Source organism: Streptomyces sp. SJL17-4 (genome assembly GCF_036826855.1).
GTDB lineage: Bacteria > Actinomycetota > Actinomycetes > Streptomycetales > Streptomycetaceae > Streptomyces.
Genome location: NZ_CP104578.1, coordinates 8,045,423 through 8,057,559 on the forward strand (window position 1 = coordinate 8,045,423; position 12,137 = coordinate 8,057,559).

Genomic DNA, 12,137 nt, shown 5'->3' on the forward strand with positions numbered 1-12,137 from the left:
GGAGGAGGCTGTTCCATGACGAGTTCGCATATGGCGGAACCGAGGGGTTCCGTCAGGCTCGCCCCGAGGTTCCTCCAGGGCTCGTCCTCGCCGGGTCGTGGGCGTTCGGGGCGGCCTCAGTCGCCCCGGCTGTCCACCGGCATCCCCTTCGGCTCCTTGATGCGCTTCATGATGATCTGCGAGTTGACCTCGGTCACCCCGGTCAGGGTCGTCAGCCGCTCGATCCACAGCCGCTCGTACGCCGCGAGATCGGCGACCGCGATCCGCAGCAGACAGCCGGGGCTCCCGAACAGCCGGTACGCCTCGATGACGTCCGGCACGTCCTGGAGCGCCTCCTCGAAGGCCTCCACGGTCTCCCGGTCCCGCCGCACCTCCACCGAGACGAGCACCTCGAAGCCCCGCCCCACCGCCTCGGGATCGATGATCGCCCGGTACCCCTGGATCACCCCGTCCTGCTCCAGCTGACGCACCCGGCGCAGACAGGGGGACGGGCTGAGCCCCACCCGCTGGGCCAGCTCCTGGTTGCTCAGCCGGCCGTCGTTCTGGAGCTCGCGCAAGATGTGGAGATCAATTCGGTCCATGGCGCAATTATCCACCACGGAGAAACGGTACGGCGGTCAACTTCGCAATCGCCTTGCGCGCCTTCTGTCCTATCGTTGCGGAGCAGGGCGATTTCGGTACGGAGTAAGGGCGGCAGGCATGAAGCGGACGAACGACGGGGCAACGCGCCGGATCGTCGTCATCAGTACCGGGGGAACGATCGCCAGCCGTTGGCAGGGCACCGGTTACGCGGCAGACGCCTCCGGCAACGACGTCCTGGCCACCGCTCCGCTTCCCGAGGGCGTCACCGTCGAGGTCGTCGACCTCTTCAACGTCAACAGCTCCCGTATCACCGCGGCCCATCAGCTGGCCCTGCTGCGGACCGTCCACGAGACCCTCGCCGACCCCGGCGTCGACGGCATCGTGATCACCCACGGCACCGACACCCTCGAAGAAACCGCGTTCTTCCTGGACCTCCACCACACCGACGTCCGCCCGGTCGTCCTCACCGGCGCCCAGCGTCCCTTCGGCACCGGCGACGGGGACGGCCCCGGCAACCTCTACGACGCGCTCCAGGTCGCCTCCTCCGTCAGCGACCTCGGCGTCCTCGTCGTCTTCGACGGACGCGTCCACGCCGCCCGCGGCACCGTCAAGACGCAGACGCTCGCCGCCGACGCCTTCTCCGACCCGTCCGCCGAGCGCCTGGGCCGCGTCGGCTTCTCCCGCGTCGACATCGAGCGGCAGCCGGAGCGCCCGACGCCCCTGCCGCTGCCCGCCGCCGCGTACAAGGCGGACCCCGACGCCCCCGACGCCGTTCCGCTGCCCCGGGTCGCCATCGTCACGCACCACTCCGACGGCGACCCCTTCCTGCTGAACGCGGCCGTCGGCGCCGGCGCCCGGGGCATCGTCCTCGTCGCCACCGGCGCGGGCAACGCCACCCCCGAGATCGCCGCCGCCGTGGCCGACGCGGTCGCCCAGGGCGTCCTCGTCGCCGTGACCACTCGCGTCCCGGCCGGGCCGCTCGCCGAGATCTACACCGGCGGCGGGGCCGTCGACCTCGTCGCCGCCGGAGCCCTGCTCACCGGCACGCTCCGCGCCGCGCAGGCCCGGATCGCCCTCCTCGCGACGCTCCTCGCCGACGGCGGCGGCGCGGGCGACCCCGCTCGCAGCACCGCGCTGCTGCGACGCCTCCTCGACGGGCCCGTCCGCGCGGAACCGGCCCTCGCCACCGGCGGCTCCCGCTCGGCCTCGGCGGTCGCCGCCCGCGCCTGACCCGGCGCACCCCAGAACCCCGGCTCGCGGGCGGCGCACCCCCCGCCCGCCCGCGAGCCGGAGCCAACCTTCGCAGGGCTGCTCCCGGGCCCGCGGTCGTACGGCCCCGAGGCGGGGGCCGCCAGCCTTCACCGCCCGCCCGCCCGCCCGCACGTCCGCCCGCCCGCCCGTCCGTCACCGTTGCCCGTACGCGCCCGCCCGTCACCGGCGCCCGCACGCGCCCGCGCGACCGCGGGCAGCGCAGGGACGGCCCGCGTACCTCTTGACACGGCCCCGCCCCCACGCGTGCGCGTGCACCGGGGCGGGCCCTCCGGCACGCCCCGCCGACACCACCCACCGCCTTCCCGTCAACTCCGGCGCCGCCATCCGCGACGCGCGCCTCCACCCTCCCCACCCCTCAAGGACGGCCTCCTCCATGGTTCCCGCACCGGCCCCGCACCCCGTTCCCGCCCGTCGCGAGCACGATCTGCTCGGCGACCGGGACGTTCCCGCCGACGCCTACTGGGGTGTCCACACCCTGCGCGCCACCGAGAACTTCACCGTCACCGGCATGCCCATCTCCGTCTACCCGCTCCTGATCGACGCGCTCGCCGCCGTCAAGGAGGCCGCGGCCCGAGCCAACGAGGAGCTGGGGCTGCTGCCCGCCGACAAGGCCGCCGCCATCGCCGGTGCCTGCCGGGAGATCCGTACGGGAGCGCTCCACGACCAGTTCGTCGTGGATGTCGTCCAGGGCGGCGCGGGCACCTCCACCAACATGAACGCCAACGAGGTCGTCGCCAACCGCGCCCTGGAACTCCTCGGCCACGCCAAGGGCGACTACGACCGCCTCCACCCCAACGAGGACGTCAACCTCGGCCAGTCGACCAACGACGTCTACCCGACCGCCATCCGCATCGCGGCGATCGGCGCCGCCCGTGAACTCCTCCTCGCCATGGCCGTGCTCCAGGACGCCTTCGCCGCCAAGGCCCTGGAGTTCCGCGAGGTCGTCAAGATGGGCCGCACCCAGCTCCAGGACGCGGTGCCCATGACGCTGGGCCAGGAGTTCTCCACGTACGCCGTGATGCTGGAGGAGGACCGCAGCCGGCTCGCCGAGGCCGTCGAGCTCATCCACGAGATCAACCTCGGGGCCACCGCCATCGGCACCGGCCTCAACGCCGCCCCCGGCTACGCCGAGACCGCCCGCCGCCACCTCGCCGAGCTGACCGGCCTGCCGCTCGTCACCTCCGCCAACCTGATCGAGGCCACCCAGGACTGCGGCGCCTTCGTCCAGCTCTCCGGGGTGCTCAAGCGCATCGCGGTCAAGCTCTCCAAGACCTGCAACGACCTGCGGCTGCTCTCCTCGGGCCCGCGCGCCGGGCTCAACGAGATCAACCTGCCCCCGGTCCAGGCCGGTTCCAGCATCATGCCCGGCAAGGTCAACCCGGTGATCCCCGAGGTCGTCAACCAGGTCGCCTTCGAGGTGATCGGCAACGACATCACCATCACCATGGCCGCCGAGGCCGGGCAGCTCCAGCTCAACGCCTTCGAACCGGTCATCTTCCACGCCCTGTCGAAGAGCCTCCTCTCCCTGCGCGCCGCCTGCCTGACCCTCGCCGACCGCTGCGTCAGCGGCATCACCGCCAACACCGAGGCGCTCCGGGCGGCCGTCGAGAACTCCATCGGTCTCGCCACCGCGCTCAACCCGCACCTCGGCTACACCGCGGCCACCGCCATCGCGCAGGAGGCGCTCGCCACCGGGCGCGGAGTCGTCGAACTCACCCTGGAGAAGGGCCTGCTGCCCGCCGATCGCCTCGCCGAGCTGCTCACCCCGGAGCGCCTCACCGGAGCCCCGGGTCCCGCGCTCGCCTGAACCGGTATCCGGCGCGGCGTGTTCGCGTGGGGCGGTGGCCGGAAGTTACCCGTCGGTTTCTCGTGACTTCCCCGATGGCCGACAGTAGAACATGTTCCCATTCGCCTCTGAGTGAGGAACATCACATGAGCGAACACCCCCTGCCCGCAAGGGGAATCGGCGGCGTCAATCGCCGCAGATTCCTCGCGGGAACAGGTTCTGTTCTCGGTGCTGCCGCCCTCGTCGGCCACGGCACCCCGGCCCACGCCGAAGCCCGCCTCACCGACACCCCCATCCCCACCGGCGCCCACGTGCCCGCCCTCGTCATCGGCACCGGATACGGCGGCTCCGTCGCCGCCCTCCGGCTCGCCCGCGCGGGCGTCGCCGTCCACATGGTCGAGATGGGCATGGCCTGGGACACCCCCGGACCCGACGGCAAGATCTTCGCCAACACCACCCGGCCCGACTACCGGTCCTTCTGGCTGCGGACCCGCACCAAGCAGCCGCTGAGCAACTTCCTCGGCTTCCCCCTCGACAAGGACGTCCCGCGGCACACGGGCATCCTCGACGCCGAGGACTTCGCCGGCATCACCGTCTACCAGGGCAGGGGTGTCGGCGGCGGCTCCCTCGTCAACGGCGGCATGGCCGTCACCCCGCGCCGCGAGAACTTCGCGGCCATCCTGCCCACCGTGGACGCGGCCGAGATGTACGCGACCTACTACCCGCGCGCCAACGCCGGACTCGGCGTCACCGAGGTCGACCAGGCCTGGTGGGAGAGCACCGCCTGCTACCAGTACGCCCGCGTCGGCCGCAAGCACGCCCAGCGCTCCGGCTTCCCCTTCGTGTTCGTCCCGAACGTCTACGACTGGGACTACATGAAGCAGGAGGCCGCCGGGGCCGCCCCGAAGTCCGCCCTCGACGGCGAGGTCATCTACGGCAACAACGCCGGCAAGAAGACCCTCCAGAAGACCTATCTGGCCCAGGCCGCCGCCACCGGCCGTGTCACCGTCTCCGCCCTGCACAAGGTCACCTCCGTCACCCCGGCGGCCGGCGGCGGCTACACCGTCGCCATCGACCAGATCGACACCACGGGCGCCACCCTCGCGAGCAAGACCGTCACCGCCGACACGGTCTTCTTCGCCGCCGGAAGCATCGGCACGAGCAAGCTCCTCACCCGTCTCAAGGCCACCGGCGCCCTCCCCGCCCTCAACAACGAGATCGGCAAGGGCTGGGGCGACAACGGCAACGTCATGTGCGGCCGCGCCAACCACATGTGGGACCCGACCGGCAAGCTCCAGTCCGCCATGCCCACCGCGGGCATCGACAACTGGGACGCGGGCGGCGCCTTCGCCGAGGTCGCCCCGCTGCCCACCGGCATCGAGACCTACGCCTCCTTCTACCTCTCCATCACCAAGACCCCCCACCGCGCCCAGTTCACCTGGAACCCGGCCACCGGCAAGGTCGACCTGAGCTGGGACAGGGCCTGGAAGCAGACCTCCATCGACGCCGCCAAGACCATCTTCGACAAGATCAACTCCAAGGAGGGCACGATCTACCGCACCGACCTCTTCGGCGCGTACAAGATCTGGGGCGACCACCTCACGTACCACCCGCTCGGCGGTGCCGTCCTGGGCAGGGCGACCGACAACCACGGACGCCTCCACGGCTACTCCGGGCTGTACGTCATCGACGGATCCCTGATCCCCGGCAACGCCAGCGTCAACCCCTTCGTCACCATCACGGCCCTCGCCGAACGCAACATCGAACGGATCGTCGCCGAGGACTTCTGACCGACCGTGCCGAGGAGGGGCCGGCCGGAATCCCGGCCGGCCCCTCCTGCGTCCCGGTTCAGTGCGTCGGCAGCACGCACACCTCGTCGAGCCCGAGCACCCGGTTGAGCCGCCCGAACGCCAGCCACGAGCCCAGACTCATCGTCAGCTCCACGATCTCCGTCTGGCTGTACCGGGCCGTCATCCGCTTCCAGAACGCGTCGTCGAGACCGTGATGGTCCAGCGCGTACCGCTCCGCGTACTCGGCCGCGAGCCGCGTCCGCTCGTCGAAGCTCTCCGAGACCTCCGTCTCCCGCCATGCCGCGACGACCTCGTCGAAGCCCTCCTCGACCTTCACCCCGTCCCGGTCGGTACGCCAGTCCAGACAGAAGCCGCAGCCGTTGATCTGCGCGATCCGCAGCCGCGCCGCCTCGAACTCGCGCAGCCCCAGCGTCGTATGGGCGTACACCGACAGCGAGAAGTTCGCCGCCGCCGTCCCGATCTCCGGGACCATGTCGCCCCACACGTATCCGATCGGCTCCTGGCCCTCGGGAATGTCGATGATCACCGCGGTCTCCTTCCCAGCTTCCCGACCGCCGGCCGCAACGGCACGTCCAGCGCGTCGTACAGTCCCGGTTCCGCCGCCACCAGCCAGTCGATCGCCCCGACCAGCCGGCCCACCGCCGTCGCGTTGCCGCCCGCAGAGCGGTTCTCGTCCTCGGCGGTCGCCGCCACCGTCACCTCGATCCGCGGGCTGCCCTCGACGATCACCCGGTGCGCCCCCGCGCCGTCCGGCGGCACCGGCCAGTCCGGCGCGCACGAGGGATGGATCCGGGTCACGTGCTCGATCACGAGGCGGGGCTCCCCGCCGACGATGCCCTGCACCTCGAAGCGGATCGCGCCCTGCGTACCCGCCTCGAAGACCCCCATCGTCCGCGTCTTCACGGTCGACTCCAGCGGACGCCGGTCCACCGTCTCGCGGATCTCGTCGAGCTCGGCGCCGAGCGCGCGGGCCATCAGGCGTATCTGCCCGCCCCACACCATCGTCGGCACCGACGGCAGCAGCATCGGCGGCTCGTAGTCCAGCGGCCGGCCCATCCCGATCAGGTCCCGGACCGACTCCTCCTGCTCGTACGTCGAGTAGTCGAAGATCTCCTGACAGCGGATCACGTCCACCGTGCTGCCGAGCCCGCTCACGAGCAACGGCAGGACGTCGTTGCCCCAGCCCGGGTCCACCCCGGACACGAACAGCGAACCGCCGCCCTCGGCGACGGCCGCGAGCACCGGATCCCGGAACTCGGGCGGTGCGTTGCGCTGGTCGTAGAGCGGATACAGCGCGGGGGTCACCACCACCGCGCCCGTCCGCACCGCGCGCGCCACGTCGTCGAGCGCCCCGTCGGGCCGGGTGTCGCCGGAAGCCGCGTACACCACCGCCCCCGGCCGCTCGTCGAGCACCGCGCCCACATCGTCGACGGCCACGACCCCGAGGTCGTGGCCGAGCCCCGCGAGCCGGCCCGCGTCCCGTCCGACCTTCGCCGGATCGGAGACCAGCACGGCCGCGAGTTCGAGCCCTGGATGGGCGTCCACGGCGCGGATCGCCGCGCGCCCGACATTTCCGGTACCCCACACCACCGTCCGAATCATGCGCGGAGGGTAGCGCCGGGCCCCGAAGGTTCCCAGACCTGTGACGCGACAATCTGACGAATCGTCAGATCTGGTCCTGTGCGGCCAGCCGCAGCGTCACGAACGGCACCGTGTCGCCGGGCAGGACGTACCGCTCCACCTCGACGAAACCGCGCGCGAGTGCGAACCGCAGCCCCTCCTCGTTGGAGGCAAGCACGACCGTCTCCACGCCCTCGTCGCTCAGCGTCCGCGCGTGCGCGAGCCCCCGCTCGTACAGCGCGGTCCCGATTCCCCGCCGCCGGAACCCGGGCAGCGTCCGCGCGATGACGGTCGCCGCCGGGGTCTCCTCGTCCGGCGGACGCACCGTCGAACACCCCACCGCCACCTCCCCGAGATACGCGACCTCCAGCCGGTGGCGGCCCGCGCGCTCGCGCACCTCGTCGGGGGAGAGGACGGCCGTCGGGATGATCGTGTTGTGAATGGCCCGCCAGTCAGCGAGCCGGTCCTCGCTCCGGGCCGGCTCGATACGAAGATCGTTCATCCGAACAGGAAAGCGTGCCCCGTCCGGCCCGGTCAACCGCATGCGGCCGCGGGACGGCAGCACCCGACGGAGACTCCGCCGGACGCGGCCGTACGGGTGAGGGCGCCGGAACCGCCGCAGGGCCGCCCACCGAACGGGTACGGATCCACGCATTGCCCCCGGCCAGGAGGATCCGTCCATGTCCGTCCACAAGGGCGCCCCCGCGCTGCTCGGCGCCGGCACACTGTGCGCGGCCCTGCTGCTCAGCGGCTGCGCGAACACCGCGCCCCCCGCCCCCGCCGCACCCGCGGGGACGGCCGCCTCGGCCCCGCCCGCCGGGGACTCCCGCCCCGCGGGCGCGCCGCCCGGCGCGGCACGCGAGGCCGGCGGGCCGGGGGAGCCGACGAGCAGCATCGCCTCCGCGCCCGTCCCCGCCCCCCGGCTCCCCGGCGTCGGCCCCGCCACCCAGGCCTTCGTCCCCGACGGCACCACCCAGGCCCTCGTCGTCACCGGCGCCACCGCCGACGACAACACCTCCACGGCGACCCTCTACGAGAAGGCCCCCGGCGGCCGCTGGGTGGAGGCGGCGGGCCCGTGGCCCGCCCACAACGCGCTGCGCGGCTGGACCACCGACCACACCGCCGGCGACCTGCGCACCCCCATCGGGGTCTTCCGGCTCGGCGACGCGGGCGGCCGGCTGCCCGACCCGGGCTCCCGCCTCCCGTACGACCAGGACGACGAGTTCGCCATCAGCGGCACCGGCTTCTCCGGCGAATCCCTCGAAGGCTCCTTCGACCATGTGGTCGCCATCGACTACAACCGCGTCCCCGGCCGGACCCCGCTCGACAAGGAACGCCCGCTCGGCGCCGGGAAGGGCGGCGGGGTCTGGATCCACGTCGACCACGGCGGACCCACCCAGGCCTGCGTGGCCCTCGAACGCGAGTCGCTGCGTGAACTCATCCGCGCCCTCGACCCGGCCAAGGAGCCCGTCATCGTCATGGGCCCGGCACCCGAACTGGCCCGCTGAACGACGCGCGGGGCGGACACCGAACGGGTGTCCGGCCCCGTACGCGTTCCAGGCGTAGGCGCCCCCACGCGCGCGTGCCCTCAGTTGCCCCCGCCGCTGCCGACCGCACCGCGGAACGCGCCCGTGTGGAGGCGGACCTGCTCCGGGGTCAGATACGCGTCGGTGTACTCGAAGTCCCGCAGCGTGCCCGACTTCGACGCCAGGAACCCGGTCCGTACGAAGTCGTCCCCGGCCGCGGCGTTCAGCAGCCAGTTCGTCATCACGCGGGTCTTCGCCACATTGGTCCGCAGCGCCGCCCAGTGGTAGGCACGCGCCACGGCCTGCGCGGGCGCCCCGTGCAGCTCCACGCCGAGCGGCTTCGACACCCCGTCCATCCCGCCGAGGTCCACCACCAGACCCAGATCCTTGTGGGTGTACGGACGGGTCGGCTCGCCGCGCAGCGTCGAGACCAGGTTGTCGGCGAGCGCCTTGCCCTGCCGCATCGCGTGCTGGGCGGTCGGCGGACAGATCGCGCCCTCCTCGCCCTTGGCGAGGTCCGGCACCGCCGCCGCGTCTCCGAGGGCCCACACACCGTCGAGCCCCGGCACGGCCATCTCGGCCGTGACCACGAGCCGTCCCCGAAACGTTTCCGCGCCGAGCGTGCCGATCAGCGGGCTCGCCGCCACCCCGGCCGTCCAGATCAGCGTCCGGCTCGGCAGCACCCGCCCGTCGGTGAGCGTCACCGCCTCCTCGTCCACGGACGCCACCGACACCCCCAACGACACCTCGATGCCGCGCTTCGTCAGGATGTCCATCGCGGCCGCGCCCAGCTTGTCGCCCAGCTCGGGCATCAGCTTCGGCGCGATGTCGACCAGGTGCCACTTGATGAGCTTCGGGTCGATGCGCGGATACCGCTTGATCGCGTTGTGGGTGAGCAGCTGCAGACAGGCCGCCGTCTCCGTGCCCGCGTAACCGCCGCCGACCACCACGAACCGCAGCCGCGCGGCCCGCTCCTCCTCGTCGTTGCTCGCGTCCGCCAGGTCGAGCTGCGCGATGACGTGATCGCGGATGTACACGGCCTCGGCGAGGGTCTTCATCCCGCGTGCGTGCTCGGCGAGCCCGGGGATGTCGAAACTGCGGGTCACGCTGCCGGGCGCGAGCACGAGATGGTCGTACGGCTCGGTCACGTACTCCCCGGCGATCGTCCGCACGACACAGGCCTTCGCCGCCGTGTCCACGCCGACCACACCACCGGGCACGATCCGGGTGCGGTGCCGTTCACTGCGGCGCAGCGAGAGCGCGACCGACTGCGGGGTCAGCACCCCCGCCGCCACCTGGGGGAGCAGGGGCAGATACAGCTGGTACGAGAACGGTGAGAGGAGTGCGAGCTGCGCCTCCCGCTCCGCGAGGCGCCGTTCGAGCCGGCGTACGCAGGCCACTCCGGCGAAGCCGGCGCCCACCACGAGGATCCTCGGTCGCGTCACGCTGTCCGCCCTTCTCCGCCGACTGTCCGTGGTTCACCCTTTTTATCGTCATTGCGGCGGGATCGCTCTTCGGCGGGATCGCTCCTCGGCGGGGTCCGCTTCGGCCCGGTGCGCTTCGGCCCGGTCGCAGCGGTGCCACGGGCGGGTTACGTTGCCGAAGGCCCCGCGCGGAAACCGCACCCCTCCCGGAAGGCGGAACACCAGGCATGACCACGTACAAGGTCGGCTACTTCGTCGGCAGCCTGTCGAAGGACTCCATCAACAGGATCCTCTCCCGGGCCCTCCTGCGGGTGGCGCCGCCGGGCCTGGAGTTCCAGGAGATCCCCATCAAGGACCTCCCGCTCTACAACCACGACTTCGACGCGGACTACCCGCCCGAGGGCCGCGCCCTCAAGGACGCCATCGCGTCCGTCGACGCCGTCCTCTTCGTCACCCCCGAGTACAACCGGTCCATCCCCGGCGGCCTCAAGAACGCCATCGACTGGGCGAGCCGCCCCTGGGGCACCAACTCCTTCACCCACAAGCCGTCGGCCGTCATCGGCGCCTCGCCCGGCAAGATCGGCACCGCCGTCGCCCAGCAGAGCCTCCGCTCGGTGCTGAGCTTCTGCAACTCCCCGCAGATGAACGCTCCCGAGGCCTACATCCAGTTCGTCCCGGGGCTCTTCACGCCGGACGGCGAGGTCACCGACCCGACGACCCAGCAGTTCCTGAGCGATTTCATGGCCGACTTCAAGACCTTCATCGAACGGGTCCTCACCGTCCTGCCCCAGCGCTGAACGGGGTCACAGGACCACGACCCCCAGCGGCCGTGAACCCGCTTCGAGCCGGCGCGTGTCACCCGTGTCGAGGTCGACGACGCTCAGCCCGTCCCAGTACCCGTCGCGGGTGAACCCGCCGGTCACATAGGCGGTGCGCCCGTCCTCGGAGACCGCCACGTCCTCGTGCGGCCCCTCCAGGGGGTAGACCCGCTCGGCGCCGCCGGGGGTCCGGACCGTCAGGGAGGGCCCCTCGTCCTCGTCCGGGTCGATCGGTCCCGTGCCCACCGCGAGGAGCGTGCCGTCGGCGGTCACCGTGGCGCCGTGCTGATGGGTGTTCGCGGTCATCGGCTCGATCGTCGTCCGGCCCGTCCGCGGGTCGACGACCGCGAGCCGCTCGCCCTCGAAGGGCAGCAGCAGCTTTCCGTCCGAAGGCCGTACGGCCGTGTAGTGCGGCTTCAGCCAGGAACCGAGCCCGCCCTCCGTGCCGTACGGGGCGACCTCCACCCGGCGCGGCTCCAGCGAACCGGCCGGGACGATCGTGACGTCGAAGGAGTCGTGGTTCGTCGCGTACACCTCGGATCCGTCACGTGACACGTCCACATCGAAGGGCCGCCGGCCGACCGGCACCGTGTCCGTGACCCGCAGGGCCGTCGTGTCGATCACCTCCAGGGCGCCGTTCCCACCGGGCACATTGACCCCCACGTACACCCGGCGCCCGTCCGGCGCGAGCGCGATGCCCATGCCGCCGCCCCGGTACTCGCCCGTGGTCACGGGACCCGCGTCCGTCTCGTACGGGATGAGCGCGAGCCGCTGCCGGGTCGTCGTGTCCACGACCGCGACGCCCTCGGCGGTCGCCACCCAGGCCCGCCCGTCCTTGCCGAGCACCAGACCGTAGGGAGCGGTGCCCACCTCGACCGAGCCGGTGGCGCCCCGCGCGGGGTCGACGAAGGTCACGGTGTCGGAGCCGAAGTCGCTGACCAGGAGCGTGCCCGGCGCCGGCTTGCCGGTCGGGGCGGGCGTCACGGTGACGGAAGAGCCGGACGCGGACGGCGTCCTGGCGGGGGACACACCGGCCGGCGATGTCGCTCCCGTCGCGGAGGCCGACCCTCCGGACCCCTGCGCGCACCCGGCGAGCAGGACCACGGCCACGGCTCCGGGCAGGAGCACCCGGGCGGTACGGGACGCTCGGCGGTACTTCGTCATGTCGGACTCCTCGGTACGGCGGACACGGGCGGGCCCGTCCGAGGACGGGCCCGCACCCTGTCCCGATCCTCCGCCCGCGCACGGCCGGGCACGGTCCGACGGCCGGCCCCGGCCCGACGGCGGGACGGACGGCA

11 protein-coding genes are annotated in these 12,137 nt (G+C 72.4%); 5 read left to right on the forward strand and 6 right to left on the reverse strand.

The genetic code is table 11. The annotated features are described in order from the left end of the window. Positions 1 to 116 precede the first annotated feature (116 nt). The gene (locus N5875_RS36090; protein ID WP_318212809.1) at positions 117 to 581 is read right to left on the reverse strand and encodes an Lrp/AsnC family transcriptional regulator; all 465 of its coding nucleotides are present in this window, start codon (positions 579 to 581) and stop codon (positions 117 to 119) included. A gap of 118 nt (positions 582 to 699) precedes the next feature. On the opposite strand from N5875_RS36090, the gene N5875_RS36095 reads away from it, so the two are divergent. The 3 genes from N5875_RS36095 (at position 700) to N5875_RS36105 (ending at position 5,430) form a co-directional block, all read left to right on the forward strand. Beyond that, a complete protein-coding gene (locus tag N5875_RS36095; protein WP_338498536.1) occupies positions 700 to 1,812 on the forward strand; it encodes an asparaginase in 1,113 nt (370 codons plus the stop codon). A 415-nt stretch (positions 1,813 to 2,227) separates the two neighbouring features. Beyond that, on the forward strand, positions 2,228 to 3,661 hold the full coding sequence (locus tag N5875_RS36100; protein ID WP_318212953.1) for an aspartate ammonia-lyase: 1,434 nt from the start codon (positions 2,228 to 2,230) through the stop codon (positions 3,659 to 3,661). A 125-nt stretch (positions 3,662 to 3,786) separates the two neighbouring features. After that, the gene (locus N5875_RS36105) at positions 3,787 to 5,430 is read left to right on the forward strand and encodes a GMC oxidoreductase (RefSeq protein ID WP_318212954.1); all 1,644 of its coding nucleotides are present in this window, start codon (positions 3,787 to 3,789) and stop codon (positions 5,428 to 5,430) included. 58 nt (positions 5,431 to 5,488) lie between these two features. Here N5875_RS36105 and N5875_RS36110 read toward each other — a convergent pair whose 3' ends face one another. The 3 genes from N5875_RS36110 to N5875_RS36120 form a co-directional block, all read right to left on the reverse strand. After that, complete coding sequence (locus tag N5875_RS36110; protein WP_338498540.1) at positions 5,489 to 5,977, reverse strand: carboxymuconolactone decarboxylase family protein; 489 nt, start codon at positions 5,975 to 5,977, stop codon at positions 5,489 to 5,491. After that, positions 5,974 to 7,053, reverse strand: a complete 1,080-nt coding sequence (locus N5875_RS36115; RefSeq protein WP_318212956.1) for a dihydrodipicolinate reductase — start codon at positions 7,051 to 7,053, stop codon at positions 5,974 to 5,976. Before N5875_RS36115 ends, N5875_RS36110 begins: the two co-directional genes overlap by 4 nt. Positions 7,054 to 7,117: 64 nt before the next feature. Beyond that, positions 7,118 to 7,573, reverse strand: coding sequence for a GNAT family N-acetyltransferase (locus N5875_RS36120; protein ID WP_338498542.1), 456 nt, complete (start codon positions 7,571 to 7,573; stop codon positions 7,118 to 7,120). 178 nt (positions 7,574 to 7,751) lie between these two features. Here N5875_RS36120 and N5875_RS36125 point away from each other — a divergent pair, with 178 nt between their 5' ends. Further along, positions 7,752 to 8,579: a hypothetical protein gene (locus tag N5875_RS36125; protein WP_338498544.1), complete on the forward strand. Its 828-nt coding sequence runs from the start codon at positions 7,752 to 7,754 to the stop codon at positions 8,577 to 8,579. Positions 8,580 to 8,659: 80 nt separating this feature from the next. On the opposite strand, the gene N5875_RS36130 is transcribed toward N5875_RS36125, so the two are convergent. Beyond that, complete coding sequence (locus tag N5875_RS36130) at positions 8,660 to 10,042, reverse strand: FAD-dependent oxidoreductase (RefSeq protein WP_318211656.1); 1,383 nt, start codon at positions 10,040 to 10,042, stop codon at positions 8,660 to 8,662. Positions 10,043 to 10,248: 206 nt separating this feature from the next. Here N5875_RS36130 and N5875_RS36135 point away from each other — a divergent pair, with 206 nt between their 5' ends. Further along, entirely contained in the window at positions 10,249 to 10,818 is a 570-nt protein-coding gene (locus N5875_RS36135; protein WP_318211657.1) for an NADPH-dependent FMN reductase, read from the forward strand. 6 nt (positions 10,819 to 10,824) lie between these two features. Here the strand turns inward: N5875_RS36135 and N5875_RS36140 are convergent, their stop codons facing one another. Further along, on the reverse strand, positions 10,825 to 12,003 hold the full coding sequence (locus N5875_RS36140; RefSeq protein WP_338498546.1) for a hypothetical protein: 1,179 nt from the start codon (positions 12,001 to 12,003) through the stop codon (positions 10,825 to 10,827). Positions 12,004 to 12,137 lie beyond the last annotated feature (134 nt).

Coding starts and splice junctions, on each gene's coding strand:
- N5875_RS36090 (WP_318212809.1), bottom strand. CDS start 581: ATGGACCGAATTGATCTCCACATCTTGCGCGAGCTCCAGAACGACGGC.
- N5875_RS36095 (WP_338498536.1), top strand. CDS start 700: ATGAAGCGGACGAACGACGGGGCAACGCGCCGGATCGTCGTCATCAGT.
- N5875_RS36100 (WP_318212953.1), top strand. CDS start 2,228: ATGGTTCCCGCACCGGCCCCGCACCCCGTTCCCGCCCGTCGCGAGCAC.
- N5875_RS36105 (WP_318212954.1), top strand. CDS start 3,787: ATGAGCGAACACCCCCTGCCCGCAAGGGGAATCGGCGGCGTCAATCGC.
- N5875_RS36115 (WP_318212956.1), bottom strand. CDS start 7,053: ATGATTCGGACGGTGGTGTGGGGTACCGGAAATGTCGGGCGCGCGGCG.
- N5875_RS36120 (WP_338498542.1), bottom strand. CDS start 7,573: ATGAACGATCTTCGTATCGAGCCGGCCCGGAGCGAGGACCGGCTCGCT.
- N5875_RS36125 (WP_338498544.1), top strand. CDS start 7,752: ATGTCCGTCCACAAGGGCGCCCCCGCGCTGCTCGGCGCCGGCACACTG.
- N5875_RS36135 (WP_318211657.1), top strand. CDS start 10,249: ATGACCACGTACAAGGTCGGCTACTTCGTCGGCAGCCTGTCGAAGGAC.
- N5875_RS36140 (WP_338498546.1), bottom strand. CDS start 12,003: ATGACGAAGTACCGCCGAGCGTCCCGTACCGCCCGGGTGCTCCTGCCC.